This is a genomic window from Alteriqipengyuania triglochinis, from assembly GCF_054655655.1.
Genome location: NZ_BAAHNC010000001.1, coordinates 887,092 through 903,640 on the forward strand (window position 1 = coordinate 887,092; position 16,549 = coordinate 903,640).

General features: G+C 66.5%; 17 protein-coding genes and 1 tRNA gene. 9 read left to right on the forward strand and 9 right to left on the reverse strand.

Annotated elements, in window-relative coordinates; all coding sequences use genetic code 11:
• Positions 1–43 precede the first annotated feature (43 nt).
• Positions 44–367 (forward strand): DUF3297 family protein, encoded by a 324-nt coding sequence (locus ACYQ0L_RS04465; RefSeq protein WP_459787716.1) that lies wholly within the window; start codon positions 44–46, stop codon positions 365–367.
• A gap of 34 nt (positions 368–401) precedes the next feature.
• Here ACYQ0L_RS04465 and ACYQ0L_RS04470 read toward each other — a convergent pair whose 3' ends face one another.
• Positions 402–1,223: a CHAP domain-containing protein gene (locus tag ACYQ0L_RS04470; RefSeq protein WP_459787718.1), complete on the reverse strand. Its 822-nt coding sequence runs from the start codon at positions 1,221–1,223 to the stop codon at positions 402–404.
• 140 nt (positions 1,224–1,363) lie between these two features.
• Between ACYQ0L_RS04470 and der the strand changes: the two genes are divergently transcribed.
• Both der and ACYQ0L_RS04480 read left to right on the forward strand, forming a co-directional pair.
• Positions 1,364–2,755 carry a ribosome biogenesis GTPase Der gene (gene der / locus ACYQ0L_RS04475; protein ID WP_459787719.1) on the forward strand — a complete coding sequence of 464 codons (1,392 nt, stop codon included), beginning with the start codon at positions 1,364–1,366 and terminating at the stop codon, positions 2,753–2,755.
• Positions 2,752–3,246 carry a DUF2721 domain-containing protein gene (locus ACYQ0L_RS04480; RefSeq protein WP_459787721.1) on the forward strand — a complete coding sequence of 165 codons (495 nt, stop codon included), beginning with the start codon at positions 2,752–2,754 and terminating at the stop codon, positions 3,244–3,246. Before der ends, ACYQ0L_RS04480 begins: the two co-directional genes overlap by 4 nt.
• A gap of 10 nt (positions 3,247–3,256) precedes the next feature.
• Here ACYQ0L_RS04480 and bfr read toward each other — a convergent pair whose 3' ends face one another.
• The 5 genes from bfr to ACYQ0L_RS04505 form a co-directional block, all read right to left on the reverse strand.
• Positions 3,257–3,760: a bacterioferritin gene (bfr, locus tag ACYQ0L_RS04485; RefSeq protein WP_459787722.1), complete on the reverse strand. Its 504-nt coding sequence runs from the start codon at positions 3,758–3,760 to the stop codon at positions 3,257–3,259.
• A gap of 144 nt (positions 3,761–3,904) precedes the next feature.
• A complete protein-coding gene (locus tag ACYQ0L_RS04490; protein WP_459787723.1) occupies positions 3,905–4,093 on the reverse strand; it encodes a (2Fe-2S)-binding protein in 189 nt (62 codons plus the stop codon).
• Between the two features lie 110 nt (positions 4,094–4,203).
• Complete coding sequence (locus ACYQ0L_RS04495) at positions 4,204–4,584, reverse strand: hypothetical protein (protein ID WP_459787724.1); 381 nt, start codon at positions 4,582–4,584, stop codon at positions 4,204–4,206.
• Positions 4,581–5,912, reverse strand: coding sequence for a DUF418 domain-containing protein (locus ACYQ0L_RS04500; RefSeq protein ID WP_459787725.1), 1,332 nt, complete (start codon positions 5,910–5,912; stop codon positions 4,581–4,583). Before ACYQ0L_RS04500 ends, ACYQ0L_RS04495 begins: the two co-directional genes overlap by 4 nt.
• A gap of 93 nt (positions 5,913–6,005) precedes the next feature.
• Positions 6,006–7,232, reverse strand: a complete 1,227-nt coding sequence (locus ACYQ0L_RS04505; RefSeq protein ID WP_459787726.1) for an SPOR domain-containing protein — start codon at positions 7,230–7,232, stop codon at positions 6,006–6,008.
• Positions 7,233–7,528: 296 nt separating this feature from the next.
• Between ACYQ0L_RS04505 and ACYQ0L_RS04510 the strand changes: the two genes are divergently transcribed.
• Genes ACYQ0L_RS04510 through ACYQ0L_RS04520 form a run of 3 tightly spaced genes read left to right on the forward strand, consistent with a single transcriptional unit; the run spans position 7,529 to position 10,085 of the window.
• Positions 7,529–8,242, forward strand: coding sequence for an AAA family ATPase (locus ACYQ0L_RS04510; protein WP_459787727.1), 714 nt, complete (start codon positions 7,529–7,531; stop codon positions 8,240–8,242).
• A 12-nt stretch (positions 8,243–8,254) separates the two neighbouring features.
• Positions 8,255–8,728, forward strand: a complete 474-nt coding sequence (locus ACYQ0L_RS04515; RefSeq protein ID WP_459787728.1) for a hypothetical protein — start codon at positions 8,255–8,257, stop codon at positions 8,726–8,728.
• A gap of 4 nt (positions 8,729–8,732) precedes the next feature.
• A complete protein-coding gene (locus ACYQ0L_RS04520; RefSeq protein ID WP_459787729.1) occupies positions 8,733–10,085 on the forward strand; it encodes an SPOR domain-containing protein in 1,353 nt (450 codons plus the stop codon).
• Between the two features lie 12 nt (positions 10,086–10,097).
• Here ACYQ0L_RS04520 and ACYQ0L_RS04525 read toward each other — a convergent pair whose 3' ends face one another.
• Both ACYQ0L_RS04525 and ACYQ0L_RS04530 read right to left on the reverse strand, forming a co-directional pair.
• Positions 10,098–11,339, reverse strand: a complete 1,242-nt coding sequence (locus ACYQ0L_RS04525) for a dihydroorotase (protein WP_459787730.1) — start codon at positions 11,337–11,339, stop codon at positions 10,098–10,100.
• Entirely contained in the window at positions 11,336–12,391 is a 1,056-nt protein-coding gene (locus tag ACYQ0L_RS04530; RefSeq protein WP_459787731.1) for an aspartate carbamoyltransferase catalytic subunit, read from the reverse strand. The genes ACYQ0L_RS04525 and ACYQ0L_RS04530 overlap by 4 nt, the downstream gene beginning before the upstream one ends.
• A gap of 113 nt (positions 12,392–12,504) precedes the next feature.
• On the opposite strand from ACYQ0L_RS04530, the gene sppA reads away from it, so the two are divergent.
• Together sppA and ACYQ0L_RS04540 are read left to right on the forward strand one after the other, a co-directional pair.
• Positions 12,505–14,394 carry a signal peptide peptidase SppA gene (gene sppA / locus ACYQ0L_RS04535; RefSeq protein WP_459787732.1) on the forward strand — a complete coding sequence of 630 codons (1,890 nt, stop codon included), beginning with the start codon at positions 12,505–12,507 and terminating at the stop codon, positions 14,392–14,394.
• Positions 14,395–14,459: 65 nt separating this feature from the next.
• Positions 14,460–14,534: transfer RNA gene (locus ACYQ0L_RS04540), tRNA-Val, on the forward strand.
• 100 nt (positions 14,535–14,634) lie between these two features.
• On the opposite strand, the gene ACYQ0L_RS04545 is transcribed toward ACYQ0L_RS04540, so the two are convergent.
• Positions 14,635–15,267 carry a TetR/AcrR family transcriptional regulator gene (locus tag ACYQ0L_RS04545; protein ID WP_459787733.1) on the reverse strand — a complete coding sequence of 211 codons (633 nt, stop codon included), beginning with the start codon at positions 15,265–15,267 and terminating at the stop codon, positions 14,635–14,637.
• A 93-nt stretch (positions 15,268–15,360) separates the two neighbouring features.
• Between ACYQ0L_RS04545 and ACYQ0L_RS04550 the strand changes: the two genes are divergently transcribed.
• Positions 15,361–16,548, forward strand: coding sequence for an efflux RND transporter periplasmic adaptor subunit (locus tag ACYQ0L_RS04550; protein ID WP_459787734.1), 1,188 nt, complete (start codon positions 15,361–15,363; stop codon positions 16,546–16,548).
• Position 16,549 lies beyond the last annotated feature (1 nt).

The following is a 16,549-nucleotide window of genomic DNA, read 5'->3' on the forward strand; positions in this document are numbered from 1 at the left end:
GGCATATTGTCAGCTTGTGCAGGTCTGTCTATCGGCCTGCACCATGACCGACGAAACCCCCGAGAACAGCCCCGAGAAAGCCCCCGCCAAGGGAGGCGCCGACATTCCGCCGATGGAACTGTCGGTCAATCCGCGCAGCAAGCACTTCGATCAGGCGGCGCTGCAACGCGGGGTCGGCATTCGCTTCAAGGGGCGCCAGCGCTCCGATATCGAGGAATACTCGATTCCCGAAGGCTGGGTGCGCGTTCAGGCAGGCCGGACGATGGACCGCAAGGGCCAGCCGCTGACGCTGAAGCTCAACGGACCGGTCGAAGCCTGGTTCGAGGATCTGGGCGAGGACGCGCCGGTCGCCAAGGCGACCGACTGAGGCGTCCTGAGGCTAGAGCGCCACCCCGCGCTGACTAGTCGTACATCGCCACCGCGCGCTGCACGCGGTCTTCGCGACTGTTTCCATCATAGCTCGCGTGCTCGCGGCGTGGCGTAAGCGGCGTTGCCGTGGCGTATGCCGTGCGCGCGACCGGACGCTGCGCCGGAGCGCGGGATACCCGCGCGCTCGCGACAGGCGTACTCGCCTGGGCCAAGCGGGCCTTGGGCGCGTCAGTGAATGCCGAGAGAAACGCCTTCGAAGGCTCTTCCCGCGTCGGCTGTGGACGGACGGGCTTCGCCTGTGCGAACTGCTGGCGCGGGCGCGCCTGGGGCGTGCCGTCGGGATAGATGAAGCCGTGGACCGGCCACGCCGTCTTGCCGAGGCCCTGCAGCGGATCGTACCACACGCGCACCGCGCTCCAGTCATTATCGGGCGACACATCGACGGCTTTCACATTGCGCTCGATCTGGCCCCGGCGCCCGTCGATGGGCGACCAGTTCGCGTGGTCGAGCAGCACCGTGCGCGAATCGATCACGCGGGAAACGGCGGCCACATGGCCAAGCTGCATGTTGCCATAGGGGATGAAGGCCATCACCGCCCCGACCCGCGGCGTATGCCCGCGCTCGAATCGACCGGCAGCCTTTTCCCACCAGGAGCGCGCATCGCCGTAAATATCGATGCCCGAAACCTCGCGGGCGTAAGGCACGCATTGCAGGTAAGGCGGCAATTCCTGGCCGCTTGCAGCAGCGTTGGCGAGGGGAATTGCCGCTGGCTGAGCGTAGGAAACCCCGGTAATTCCGAGGCTTAGAGCCGCAACCGTTAGCGGGATGAAGAGGTTTTTGGGGGCGGGGTTCATGCGGCAAGTATTTGCCGCCCGTCTTTCGATCACCCTTGCAACTAGGGTTAATGCCCCATTTACCTTTGCATGCCGCCCCTACGGCAAATCACTGTGAGTGCTTGCCAAGTGGTGCCCGAAGCGCCACCTCCGCAGCAACAATGCTACCTCGTGTCATCATCATCGGTCGCCCCAATGTGGGCAAGTCCACGCTCTTCAACCGGCTGATCGGCAAGCGCCTCGCGCTGGTCGACGATCAGCCGGGCGTCACCCGCGATCGTCGCTTCGGCGACGTTACGCTGGCGGGAATGCGCTTCACCGTCGTCGACACCGCCGGGTGGGAAGACGACGACCCCAGCACACTACCGGGCCGGATGCGGATGCAGACCGAAGTAAGCATCGAGGATGCAGACGCGGTGCTGTTCGTCATCGATGCGCGCGCGGGTCTCACCCCGCTCGACAAGGAAATCGCCAACTGGCTGCGCACCGCGGACGTGCCGGTGATTCTCGTCGCGAACAAGGCAGAGGGACGCAGCGGCGATGCCGGGATCTTCGAATCCTACTCGCTCGGCCTTGGCGAACCGCTCGGCATTTCGGCCGAGCATGGCGAAGGCACGGCCGACCTGTTCGAAGCGCTGTGGCCGATTATCGGCGAGAAGAGCGAGGCAGCCGACGCTGCCGAACTCGAAGACGATGACGAGGATGAGGACGGCCTCCCGCGCGGTCCGCTCAAGCTCGCCATCGTGGGACGGCCCAACGCGGGCAAGTCGACGCTGATCAACCGCATGCTGGGCGAGGATCGCCTGCTGACCGGGCCCGAAGCCGGGATCACGCGCGATTCGATCGCGATCGACTGGGAATGGACCGACCCGCAAAGCGGCGACATGCGCGAAATCCGCCTGATCGACACAGCAGGCATGCGCAAGAAGCGCAACGTGGTCGAGAAGCTGGAAAAGCTCTCCGTCGCGGACGCCCGCCGCGCGGTCGACTTTGCAGAGGTCGTGGTGCTGCTGCTCGATGCGACGCAAGGGCTCGAGCACCAGGATCTCAAGATCGCCAGCCTCGCGCTCGAAGAAGGGCGCGCGCTGATGATCGCGATCAACAAGTGGGACATCGCGGCCGAACCCAGCAAGCTGTTCAACGGCATCCGCGCCGCACTCGACGAAGGACTGGCACAGGTGAAGGGCCTTCCCGTGCTCGCCGTCAGCGCCAAGACCGGCAAGGGGATCGACCCGCTGCTGACCGCAGCGTTCGAACTGCGCGAGGCGTGGAGCAAGCGCGTCTCCACCTCGGCGCTCAACCGCTGGTTCGACCACGCGATGGAGGCGAACCCGCCCCCTGCCCCCGGCGGCAAGCGGATCAAGCTGCGCTACATCACGCAGGCAGGCACCCGCCCGCCCCGCTTCGTCGTGTTCGGCACCCGGCTGGACATGCTGCCGACCTCTTACGAGCGGTATCTCGTCAACGGCATCCGGCGCGAACTGGGCTTCGGTGCGGTCCCCGTGCGGGTCGTGCTGAAAGCATCGAAGAACCCCTACGCGAACGAGCAATGATCGACCTTCTGTCCGTCGCTGCGCCGCAAGCGGCGCTGGATTTTCTCGAGAGGACCGCCAGCACGCCGCGAGTATTGCAGATGCTGCAGTTCAGCCTTGCCCCGGCCTTCCTGTTGGTCGGGATCGGGTCGACCATGAATGTGATGATGGCGCGCCTGACCTGGGTCGCGAACCGGATCGAGCGGCTCGAACAGCGTTTCGAGGATCGCCCAGAGGAGCCGTGTGCCGACGAGATCGCATGGCTCACCCGCCGCCGCGGGATCGCGCAGCGCGCGGTGATGTTCTCGACCGCGGCTGCGGGACTCATCAGTGTGCTGATCGCCGCGCTGTTCGTGTCCGCCTATATCCATTTCAAGATCGGCACGTTCGTCGCCGTGCTGTGGGTGGCCACGATGGCGCTGCTGATCACGGGGCTGTCGCTCTTCTTCCGCGAGACGTGGATCGCAGCGAAAGGCCCCGCAACCCGCGTCTCGGACAAGCGCCCGCAATAGGCGCTACCGGCTAGGGTGCGCCCGCGCCCGTCTCGCCCTCACCCGCCGGGTGGCTTTGCAGCTGGACATAGTTCTGAAGGCCCATTCGCTTGATCATGTCGAACTGGGTTTCGAGGAAGTCGACATGCTCTTCCTCGCTCGCGAGGATTTTGTCGAACAGTTGCTCCGACGTGTAATCGCGCACGCTCTGCGCGTACTCGGCGGCGTCGCGCAGCAGCGGGATCGCTTCCATTTCGATCGCGAGGTCGGCCTTGAGGATTTCCTCGACCGTCTCGCCCACCTTCAGCTTATGGATCGCCTGGAAGTTCGGAAGCCCTTCGAGGAACAGGATGCGCTCTGCCAGCCAGTCGGCATGCTTCATCTCGTCGATCGATTCGTGGCGTTCGTACTCGGCCAGCTTCGTCACACCCCAGTCGGCGAGCACTCGATAGTGTAGCCAGTACTGGTTGATGGCGGTCAGCTCGTTGGTTAGCGCCTGGTTGAGATAATCGATGACCTTGGGGTCGCCCTTCATGGCAGCGGCTCCTGATTGTTTCTGATACGTGCCATCCTCATGCGCGCACATCAGCGCGCCGACAAGGGGCAGTAGCGAAAAAACCGCAGAATTCAGGGCTTTTGAGAGCGCCTCGCAGTGGCAGCGCGGGTGCTGCGAATGCGATCAGGCCGCAGCCTGGGTGAGGCCCATCTCGCGTTCCTCGAACACGATATCGTCCGCAGCGTCGAGGCAGGAGCCGCAGTTGGGACGCTTGCCCAGCGCCGAATAACAGGCTTCCGCATCGCCTCCACAGCGCCGCGCGACGCGGCGAAGATCGGTTTCACGAATGGCATTGCAAACGCAGATGTACATTGGCGGGCAGACCTCCTGCGAACGACTCGCAAGGCCATTGTTAATGCGACTTGTTCTCACAAACAAGAGGGAAAGTGCGGTTCGGCACATTCGCCGGCACGCGACGCCACCTAGCGGTGTTTCACGAACACATGATGGACGCCCGCTGCGTCGACAAAATCGAGCTCCAGCGAACCCCGGCCGGTCCGCTTCGCACCGGCCTCGTAAGTCGCGCAGGCGCCATCGGGGGTGATGCAAAGCAGTGGAAACCTGACGATCGACTTGGCGCCCAGCCGGACGACCTGATAGCTTCCCAGATGCTCGGGATCGGCGCATTTCGCATCGTCCGGGCGGCAGAAGCGATAATCCAACCCCTCGCTCATCTCGAGGCGATAGGTCTGCCCGTCTGCAAGCGTTCCCCTGTAGACGCCCGGAATGTCCTGCCTGCCGACAGGCTGCGAACACCCGGCGACAAGGGCCGCGAGGACGATCGCGAGCCCGGCCCTTGTCACCGGGCGCCCCGCTCGCGCCGGATCGGGAATAGCTTCCCATAGGTCAGGCAGCGCCACAGCCATTCAAGCGGACCGAAGCGGAAGGCGGACAGCCACGCCTTGGACCAGATCAGCATCAGCGCCCATGCAGCCAGCATCACGAGGTAAAGCTGCGGGCGGGTCAACTCGCCGAACAGCCCGAGCGCAAAGCCGTGGAAGACGAACAGCATGAGGATCGATGTGCCGAGGTAATTGGAAAACGCCATCCGCCCCGCCGCGCTAACCCGGCTTCCGAGCCAACCGGTCGCGCGGGGCCCCCACAGCGCCAGCAGCGCGGCGAGCCCGATCACGAAGGGCAGGCGCACGAAGGCGCTGGTGCCGACGAAAGCCAAGAAGGTGGCGTAGTAGCCAAGCCCCTGTTCCAGCGCCCACATGCCAATCAGGAGCGACCCTGCGAGGCCGACCGCCACACCGATGGCACCCCAGATCGCCTGCTTCTTCGCAGAGATGCGGCCATCGAACAGGCCATAGCGATACAGCGCCATGCCGATCAGGATGAGCGGGATGGTTTCGAACCCCGAAACGAACAGTCCGCTGAGCTGATCGGCCCAATGCTCGTGCAAATTGTGCTGGACCCAGCCGAAATAGTCGCCCGCCTGGATAAGCGGCGTTTCGACCTGACCGTCTGTCACGCCATGGACCTTCATTTCCCCGAACTGCGCGCGCACCTGCTCGGCACTTTCCATTTCCGGGTTGCTCTGCGCCATGATCTCGGCCCCGTCCTGGGCCATTACCCAGTAGAAGAAGCCGGCCATGGCGGTGAAGATCGCCGCCCCGACGAGATAGAAGGTGATTCCCACCCCCATCATCGTCCCGGGCTTCCACTTGACGAACAGCAGGCAGACGATGCCGCACAGCGCGTACAACGTCAGGATGTCGCCCTTCCAGATGAAGAAGAAATGGATCAGGCCGAACGCCAGCAGCCACAGCAGGCGCCGGAACTGGAGCCAGCGCCCCCGCCCGCGCTCCCACGCCCTTTCGAGAAACAGGATCATGCCTGCACCGAACAGCAGGGTGAACAGCCCGCGCATCTTGCCGTCGACCAGCACGAACTGGGCGACCCATAGCTGGTCCGATGTTTCGCCGTGCGGCGTCAGGAAGCCCTCGGGCCACATATAGGCGACCATCGGCTGACCGAAGGCGACGATATTCGCGGCAAGAATCCCCATCACCGCGATCCCGCGGATAAAATCGAGGCTCAGCAGGCGGTTGCCTCCGCCGGCGGAAAGCGGCGCGGCCCCTGCGGGCGGCAACTGATCCGGCGTGGCTGCGGCAGACGCATCTGTCATGTAGTAATCCCCCTTGTCGAAGAGGGGCTTAGCATCGGCACCCTTACAAGGGAATCGCGTTCGACCGGCGATACACCGCCGCCGACGAAAGGCCTATCTGGTGACGAGGCAGTCCTGCCCGCTACGCTTGAGCGAATTGCAGGCGTTCTGGGCATCGGCGCGGCTGGCATAGCCGCCTGCGAGCAGCTTGGTCACCCGGCCCGCCGGTTCGAGCACGCGGGTCGCCCCGGCCAGCTCGCTTCGGCCCGAAAGGCGCACCCAAAGACGCTCTGCATTGCCGTCGACCGCGAAAGCACCAAGCTGGACCTTCCACGGACCTGCGCCGGCGCGCACCTGCGTGCCAGCGGTCGGTCGCGGCTCGGGACGCGCCACAGTACGCGGTTCGGGCCGCACGACCACCGGCGTGGTGGGCTCGGCTTCGACCCGGCGCCCCGCATCGGCCTGCGGCATCGCATCGGGTGTCGAGCGGCTGGCGAAGGTCGCCCCTGCATCGGCGGGGCTTTCGGTGCCCGTCACCCGGCTCGCCTCGGCGATCGCGGACTGCGCGGCGGTAACCGACGGCCGCACGCTGGTTTCGACCACCGAACGCGGAATGCGCGCCTCACGGCTCGTTGCCAGCGCGGCCGAAGGTGCGGCTGCCGTGCCAGCATTGGTCACCGGGCGTGCAGATTCAGCTGGCGACGCGTCGAGATCGGCCGCGGCAAGGCGGCTGGTGCGACGCGCATCGGCCTCGCGCTTCAGCTGCGGGACGAGCGCCTGCGCCTGCTGGCGCTGCTCGAGCGGAATGTAGGAATCCATCTGCTGGACCGCACCGGCCGCTTGCGGGAGACCGGCGGAGTTGGCGAGCGTCAGCAGCGCATAGGCACGCACCCAGTCACGCTCCACCATGTCGCCGTTGAAATGCGCGACGCCCAGAAGATACTGCGCACGCGGATCGCCACGGCTCGATGCGTCGAGCACGTAGGGCATCGCCTCTTCGCGCCGCCCGTTCTGGAACAGGAGCAGGCCCAGATTGTCGGCGGCTTTCAGATGGCCCTGCGCGGCGGCCTTGGCGTAATAGACTTCGGCCTGGCGGGTGTTCTGTTCCACGCCGCGCCCCAGCCGGTAGGCCTGGCCCATGTTGAACTGCGCATCGGCATCGCCCTGTGCGGCGGGCCCGCGCCATTCGGCAACGGCAGTGGCGTAATCGCCCTGCTTCCACGCGGCGACACCGGTATTCACATCCGCCAGCGCAAGACCGGGCACGCTAAGAAGCGCACCGGCAATGGCGATCCTAAAGGCCGGTATTCGGGTCTTTTGCGTGGTCTGCCGCATGGTCATGGTGTTCCCCGTACTAGGTCAACGCAACACGTCATAATCGCGCTAACGCGCCTTGGTTAACGCGTAATTACCACCCGTTTACCCTCCCGGTCACGCATTCCCTCATACGCGCCCCGTTTCGCAACGCTTCGCACGAAGCGTGCACGAAGGAGTGCGGGACACGGGGAGGCGCGCAAGCCGCGCAAGACGACACTTAACCCAAAATAAACGACATCCTGCAAAACCTCCGGCGTGCATGGACCCGTTTTCGGGCCCCGCTGCAACACAATGGACGTTAGATCAGGGGGAACCGACCCGTGCGGGTTCTGGCATTGGCATCGCAGAAAGGCGGATCGGGCAAGACCACGCTGTCTGGCCACCTGTCGGTGCAGGCCCAGCGCGCCGGCGCAGGCCCGGTCGTCCTGATCGACATCGACCCGCAAGGCTCGCTCACCGACTGGTGGAACGAGCGCGAGGCCGATTACCCGGCCTTTGCGCAGACCACCGTCGCGCGGCTGGCACACGATCTCAACACGCTGCGCGAACAGGGCTTCAAGCTTGCCGTGATCGACACCCCGCCCGCCATCACCCTGGCGATCCAGTCGGTGATTTCGGTCGCCGAGCTGATCGTCGTCCCGACCCGTCCCTCCCCCCACGATCTGCGTGCGGTGGGTGCCACGGTCGAGCTGTGCGATCGCGCGGGCAAGCCGCTGGTCTTCGTGGTCAACGGCGCGACGCCCAAGGCGCGGATCACCACCGAAGCCGCCGTCGCGCTCAGCCAGCATGGCACGGTCGCCCCCGTCACGCTGCATCAGCGCACCGATTTCGCCGCCTCGATGATCAACGGGCGCACGGTGATGGAAGTCGACGAGAACTGCCGCTCCTCTGCCGAGGTCGGCGCGCTGTGGAACTACGTCGCAGACCGGCTGGAAAAGAACTTCCGCCGTACGGTCTTCTCTGCCCCGGGCACCGCCGTCCACGTCCCCCATGCCCCGCGCCAGGGCGGCTTCGGCCGCCGGGTCGCGCGGTAGAGGCCCCGGGCAATGAGCGATATGACCTTCGCCCCGCTGTCGCCGACGTTGCTCGCCCGCAAGGGCAGCGCGACGCCTGCCATGCGCCGCCAGTCGCTCACGGTGCCGGGCGCGCAGGCATGTCGGCCCGAAGCTGACACCGCTCTGGAGGATCTGGGCTGGAACGATCTTGGCGAGCCGCAGGAGCCGGCAAGGGCCGGCCAACCCGGGCATACTGCGGCGCAACACAGCCGCGAAGATGATTCCGCCACGCTCGCCCACCATGCCAAGAGCACTGCGAACCTGGCCCGGCCGAAGGGCAAGCGCGCTGCCTTCACCCTGCGGCTCGATCCGGAACGCCATCTCAAGCTGCGCCTCGCCTGCACGCTTGCAGGCCGCAGCGCCCAGTCGCTCGCCACCGAGGCCCTCGACGCCATGCTTGCCGACATGCCCGACCTCGAAACCCTTTACGCCCGCGTGCAATCGCGAACCCATCAGGAGGGATAATCCGATGAACCGCCCTAAACTCACCAAGGCCCTTCTTGCCGCCACTGCCGCGCTCGCTTTGACCGGCTGCGCAGGCGGGATCGGCGGATCGCGCAGCGCATCGGCCTCCGATGCCGCCGCCGCGCGCGCCGACGGCAAGATCGACAAGGCGATCGCGCTGGCCGAACAGGCCGCGCTCGCCGCACCGCAGGATCCGGTCGCGAAGGCAGAGCTGGGTTCCTCCTATCTCGCCGCCGGCCGCTTCGCCTCGGCGCAGCAGGCCTTCGACGATGCGCTGGTCCTGGGCGATGTCTCGCCGCACACCGCCCTCGGCTTCGTGCTCTCCTCGATCGCGCTGGGCGAAAACCGCGTGGCTCTCGGGACGCTGGACGAATGGCGCGATGCCATGTCGGCGGCCGACCTCGGGCTCGCCTATGCGCTCGCCGGTAACCCGGAATTGGGCGCCCAGGTACTCACCAACGCGCTGCGCAGCGGAGAGAACACCCCGGTGGTGCGCCAGAACCTCGCCTATACGCACGCGCTGGCCGGCCAGTGGGCCACTGCGCGGATCATCGCCGCCGAGGATGTCGATCCCGCAGAGCTCGACGCGCGCATCTCGTACTGGGCCGGCATGGCGAGCCCGGAAGACTATACCACGCGCGTGGCCGCACTCCTCGGCGTCGAGCCGCAGGCCGATGATGGCATGCCTGCGCAGCTGGCGCTGAACGGCGCAACCGATGTCGATGCCCTGCTGGCCGCCGCTGATGGCGCGCGCAAGGCTGCCCCGGCACCGAAGGGCGGCGAACTGCCGCCGGTCGATCTGCTCGCCGCGAGCACCGGGGCCCGCAAACTGCAGCCGCTCGACGAACCGGTCGGCGCGCGCGCAACCACCTCTGCTCCCAAGAGCGACTTTGCCAGCGCGTTCGTTGCGAACAACGGCGCGGTAGCCGCGCGCGCGGTCAGCACCCCTGTCGTGCAGTCGGCGCCGTCGAAACCGGCCGCTGCATCGGCCCCTGCCACCAAGCCTGCTGCGGCCAAACCGGTCCCGGCGCGCGAAACCCGCACCGCCGCGAGCGCGCTCGCCAGCGGATCGCATCTGGTCCAGCTTGGCAGCTATGGCAGCGAGGCGGACGCGAAGCGCGGCTGGGCGATCTTCGCCAAGCGTTTCCCGCAGATTTCGGATCGCGAGCAGGTCATCACCCGCGCCAAGGTGCGCGGCAGGATCTACTACCGCCTATCGGCCGGCAACTTGGCCGCATCCAGCGCGCGCTCGTTGTGCAAGACCGTGAAGGCGAGCGGTCAGGGCTGCATTGCGTGGGAAGAGAGCAAGCCGCTGCCCGGTTCGCTCGATACCGGCCGCCGCGTCGCAAGCAGGTAACACGAGCGCGCGTCAGTCGACGCGCGTTCCGCCTTTCCAGAGGCCGAGCACCCGGCCCTCCATCGGCTGGCCGTCGAACGGCGTATTGTCCGCCGTCGCCGCCATCTTGCGCCGGTCGACAACCCACGGCTTCTCCGGATTGACGAGGGCAATGTCGCCTTCGCAGCCTTCGCGGATCGCTCCTGCCTCTACGCCAAGCAGCCGCGCTGGCGCACCGGCGAGCAGGTCGAACGCCCGGACAAGGTCGATCACTCCGTCGCGCACCAGCGTGAGTGTGCTGGACAGCAGGGTTTCGGCCCCGGCCATGCCCGGCTCGGCATCGCTGAACGGCAAGCGCTTGTCCTCCGGCCCGCGCGGATCGTGCCCGCTGGCAATCACGTCGATCGTGCCATCGCCGATGGCGGCGACCACGGCATGCCGATCATCCTCGCTGCGCAAGGGGGGCGAGAGCCTGCCGAAAGTGCGGAAGTCGCCGATTGCGAGATCGGACAGCATGAAATGCGCCGGGGTCACCCCCGCAGTCACCGCAAGGCCGCGCGCTTTCGCCGCGCGCACGAGGTCGAGCGCGGCGGCGGTCGTCACCTGCCGGAAGTGGAGCCGCGCGCCCGCCATCTCGGCCAGCGCGATATCGCGTGCAACCGCCAGCGCCTCGGCTTCGGAAGGGGCGCTTGGCAGGCCCAGCCGCGTCGCCATCTCGCCTGAGGTCGCGACAGCATCGCCTGCGATCCCGCTGTCCTCCGCATGGGAGACCACCACGAGGTCGAGCATGGCGGCATAGCGCAGCACGCGCAGCATTACGCCGCTGTCGGCGATCCACCTGCGGCCCGTAGCGATGCCGCGCGCGCCCGCTTCGCGCATCAGTGCGACCTCGCCCAGTTCCTCGCCCGCCAGCCCGCGCGTCGCGGCGGCGAGCGGATGGACCCACAGGTCGGGCTTGCCGCTCTTGGCGATGTAGTTGACCCGGCTCGGCAGATCGAGCGGCGGGCTCTGGTCGGGCATCAGCGCTGCACGGGTGATCCCGCCGAAGTGAAACGCGGGCTTGTCGATCGCGAAGACGCCCAGATCGACGAGGCCCGGCACGATCAGCGCGCCTTTGGCGTCGACGATCTCGTCGTCGTCTCGCGCCACCCCCTCACCGACAGCGGCGATCGCACCGTCGACGATCCGTACGCCCGCGGCCTTGCCACCTTCGCCGACACCTTCGGGTGTGACGATCCTGCCATTGACGATCGCGAGAGGCCGTATCTGCTTCATTGCCACTGCCCCGTGCCCAGCGGGCGTTCCCAGCCCGGCACGCCGCGCGCCCGCCGCGTCAGCACGTCGAGGCAGGCCATCCGGACCGCGACACCCATTTCCACCTGCCGGGTGATGATCGAGCGGTCGAGCATGTCGGCCACGTCGCTGTCGATCTCGACCCCGCGGTTCATCGGGCCCGGATGCATGACCAGCGCGTCGGGCGCGGCGCGCTGCAGCCTTTCCTGCGTCAGCCCGTAGAGGTGGTGGTATTCGCGGGTCGAGGGGATGAATTGCCCGCTCATCCGCTCCGCCTGCAGGCGCAGCATCATCACGACATCGCACCCTTCGAGCGCGGCATCGAAGTCGACGAAGGGCTGCGCGCCCATCATCTCTATCCCGGCGGGCATCAGCGCGGGCGGCGCGCAGACCCGCACGCTCGCCCCCATCGCCTGCAGGCACAGGATGTTGGAGCGCGCAACGCGGCTGTGCGCGATATCGCCGCAGATCGTGACGACGAGCCCGGTAAAATCCTCCGCCCCCTCGCCCCGCTCGTCCAGCGCGTTGCGCAGCGCAAGCGAATCGAGCAAGGCTTGCGTCGGGTGTTCGTGGCTGCCGTCGCCCGCATTGAGCACCGGGCAATCGACCTTGCCGTCGATCAGGTCCACCGCGCCGCTCGACGCATGGCGGATCACGATCGCATCGGCGCGCATCGCATTCAGGGTGATCGCGGTGTCGAGCAGCGTCTCGCCCTTCTTAACGCTCGACTGCGCGGCGTGCATGTTGACCACGTCCGCCCCAAGCCGCTTTCCCGCGATCTCGAAGCTGAGCAGCGTGCGCGTCGAATTCTCGAAGAAGGCATTGATGATCGTCATGCCCGACAGCAGGTCGCAGTGTTTTTCGGGCTGTCGGTTGAACTCCACCCACTGCTCCGCCTCGGCGAGCAGGTAGAGAATCTCGTGTCTTTCGAGCTGTGCGATGCCGGTCAGGCTGGGATGCGGAAAAGCGTTGCCCCCTGCGGGGAAACGACCGGAGCCCGCGCCGGAACCGGGAGGAGTGCCTGTGGATGCCATCGAAGCCATGCCACTAGTCGAGCCAGGTAGGCCGCTCAAGCACATTCGGCTGGCGGCCGTCCTTAACCCTCCTTAGGTATGGGAAGCTAAAACCAACGGGGAAATTACGCATTATGGCTTTCGCGAAGAATGTCTGGAAACTGCTGGTCGCCATCAAGGACGGCCTCTCGCTCGTCTTCCTGCTGCTCTTCTTCGCGCTGCTGTTCGCAATCCTGACCGCACGTCCCAACGCCGCCGCCGTCACGGAAGGCGCGCTGATGATGAAGCTGGACGGCTTCATCGTCGAAGAGCGGGCCCCGATAGACCCCTTCGCCGCCCTGCTTTCGGGCGCGGCCCCCACCGGGGAGCACGACGTGCAGGACGTGGTCCACGCGCTGGAAACGGCCGCCGATGACAATCGCATCAAGGCCGTCGTGCTCGACCTGCGCACATTCCTGGGCGCGGGCGCGGTGCACCTGCGCGAAGTCGGCGCCGCGATGGACAAGGTCCGCACGGCCGAGAAGCCGGTGCTGGTTTACGGCACCGCCTATACAGACGATTCGATCCGCCTGGCCGCGCATGCCAGCGAAGTCTGGCTCGATCCGCTGGGCGGCGCGCTGATTTCCGGGACCGGCGGCAACCGACTCTATTACGGCGAACTGCTCGACAAGCTCGGCGTCAATGCCCGCGTCTTCAAGGTCGGCACCTACAAGTCGGCGGTGGAACCCTACATGGGCAATTCCATGTCGGAGCCCGCGCGCGAAAATGCGCAGGCGCTCTATGGCGAGCTGTGGGCCGAATGGCAGGCCCGCGTAAAGAAGGCTCGCCCGAAGATCGACATCGATCGCGTTGCGCAGACGCCTGCTCAATGGGTCGCGTCCTCCGATGGCGACATCGCCAAGGCCGCGCTCAACGCAGGAATCGTCGACAAGCTCGGCAGCTGGACGATGTTCGGCGAACGCGTGGCGCAGATCGCGGGTGAGGATCCGGGCGACAAGGCGCCAGGGGCCTTCGCGCAGACCGATATGACCACATGGCTGGCCGACAATCCGCTGGACGAGAGTGGCGATGCCATCGGCGTCGTCACCATCGCGGGCGAGATCGTGGACGGGGATGCTGGCCCCGGCACCGCCGGCGGGGATAGGATCGCGAAACTGCTGGACGACGCGCTGGACGACGATCTCAAGGGCCTCGTCGTGCGGGTCGATTCGCCGGGCGGCTCGGTCCTCGCGTCCGAAGCGATCCGCGAGGCGATCCTGCGCCACAAGGCGATGGACATTCCCGTCGCGGTCTCGATGGCCAATGTCGCGGCGAGCGGCGGCTACTGGGTGTCGACTCCGGCCGACCGCATTTTCGCCGAGCCCGAGACCATCACCGGCTCGATCGGCATCTTCGCCGTGCTGCCGACTTTCGAACGGCTGGCCGACAGGGTCGGCGTCAGCGCCGACGGCGTGACCACCACGCCGCTCTCGGGCCAGCCCGACTTCGTCGCCGGGTTCAATCCCCAGACCGAGGAGATTCTGCAGGCCTCGATCGAGAACGGCTACGACCGCTTCCTGCGAATCGTCGCCCAATCGCGCGGCAAGAGCACCGCGCAGATCGACGCGATCGGCCAGGGCCGCGTGTGGGATGGAGGAACCGCGCGCCAGAACGGCCTCGTCGACCAGTTCGGCGATCTCGACGATGCGCTGGCATGGGTTGCCGGCCAGGCCAAGCTCGAGGATGGCGACTGGCATGCCGCATTCCTCGGTGGCGAGGTGAACGAATACCAGACCCTGCTGCGCCAGCTCTTGGGCGCCGACAGCGCGCAGTCCTCGGGGGGCGATCTCTTCGCCCTGATTGCCGAACGCGAGGCGCAGACGCCCGCGCGTGTCGCGCGCGACATCCAGCGGCTGACCGAAACGCCGGGGATGCGCGTCTATTGCCTCGGGTGCCCGGAACAGCCGGTGGCGGTGCACGACAGCGCCTCCCCCCTGCGCCAGGGCAACTGGTTCGCGACGCTGATGAGAACATTGGGCAATTAAAGCGCTTGCGCTGCGGCGCGAGGATTGGCAAATGCGCCGCTCGACCCGCCGCTCAGGCGGCTGTCGGGCGCGTAGCTCAGTGGTAGAGCACACCCTTCACACGGGTGGGGTCGCAAGTTCAATCCTTGCCGCGCCCACCATTTTTCAATGATTTAGAAGAGATGGCGCTGTCCTTAGGCCGGCCCATCGCTGCGCGCGAGCCGCCTTGTGGCGGCCCCGCCTCGCAGCGGGCTTCACCGTCTAAATACTTGAGCTCGGGCTCGGGCCGATGCCTGCGCCTGCGATAAAGAAGTCGATTCGCGCGCGCAGGCGCTCAGGCGAATGGTCGGCCGCGATGCCGTGGCTGATCGCCTCCGCATGCACATCGCTGACGAACAGGCCCAGAAACATCTCGGCAAGCAGTCCCGGCGCACCCCTCATGGCAATTCCCGACCGCTGCCATTGCACAAACAGCGTCTCGAGCGACATCCGGGTTCGGGAGGCAGTGCGCTCGAAGAAAAGCGCTGCAAATTCGCGGTCCTGAATGCTGCGGGAGATCACGATCCTGACCAGCGCAACCACGTCGGGCTTGAGGAAATGCGCATGCAGCCCGCCCCCGACACGATGGAGCACCTCCGCCGGGGAGCCTCCGTCGCTGGCCGCATCGCGAACGATGGTGTCCCCCGACTCGGCCTTGTCGAACACGACGGCTTCCAGCAGAGATTCCTTGTTGCCGAACAGCTTGTAGATGGTCGCCAGCGATCCGCCCGAGAGGGCTACGATCTCGCTCAGGGTGGTGCTCTCGAACCCCTGCTCCACGAAGAGCGTGCGCGCTGCCTCGACGATCGCTCTCTTTCGACGATCCAGGCGGCAACAGTCGGAAACACTGATCATCGGTAGAAATCTCTATCAAAGCAGGTTGCGGCACAAGGGTGTAATCCTTATTACACCTTCGCACCTGCACAAGAGCTGACTGAAAGCCCCCACATGAAGCCCATCCTCGCCGGCCTCGCCGCCTGCCTCCTCCTTGCTGCCTGTTCGGATGCGGAACCGCCGCCCCCGCCGCAGGAGGTTCCGGTCAAGACGATCAAGGTGACGCGCCAGTCGGTGCCCAACGTCATCGAGCTCCCCGGCAGGGTCGAGCCGGTACGCTCGGCCGAGGTGCGCGCGCGTGTTACGGGCATTGTTCAGGCGCGTCTCTATGAAGAGGGTACCGATGTGCGCGCCGGCCAGCCGCTGTTCCGGATCGATCCGCGCGAACTGCGCGCCAGCTACGCGCAGACACAGGCGGCGCTGACCCGAACGCGGGCCACTGCGGCGAACGCCCGCGCGGTGGTCGATCGCTATCGCCCGCTGGTGGAAGAGAATGCGATCAGCGGGCAGGAATACGACGCCGCGCTTGCTGCAGCGCGGGAGGCCGAAGCCAATGTCGCGCAGATCCGCGCGCAGCTCGACGCGGCATCGCTCCAGCTGGGCTACACCACCATCCGCGCCCCGATTTCGGGTCGGGTGGGCCGCGCGCAGGTGACCGAGGGTGCTCTGGTCAGCCAGACGGAGGGCACGCTGATGACGCGGATCGAGCAGATCTCGCCGGTCTATGTCAGCTTCGCGCAGGCGGCGAGCGAGGTGCTGAAGCTGCGCCGCGCGATCACGGCGGGCGAGGTCGAACTCGGCGACAATGATCGGGTGGAAGTCCGCCTGACCTTCTCCGACGGGACCGAATACCCCGTTCCCGGCTACATCGACTTCCTCGCCTTCTCGGTCGACCAGCAGACCGGCACGGTGGAGCTGCGCGCCGAATTCCCGAACCCCGACGGCCTGCTGCTGCCCGGCGAGTTCGTCCGCGCACAGATTTATGCCGGTGCGGTCCAGAACGGCATCATGGTCCCCCAGCGCGCGGTCTCGCTGAACGAGAATGGCGGATCGGTGTTCGTCGTCGATGGTAATGGCCAGGCAGCCGTGCGTCCGGTCAAGCTGGGCGCGATGGTCGATGGTCGCTGGATCATCGAAAGCGGCCTCCAGCCCGGTGACTCGGTCATCGTGAGCAACCTGCAGAAGATCCGCCCCGGCGCGCCGGTGAAGGTCGCCAACGCACCGACCGGACGCAAACCTGGGACCAAGCCCTCCGGAAAACCATCTGGCAAACCGTCCGCCCGCGCGACCGGAGCGGAGTAAC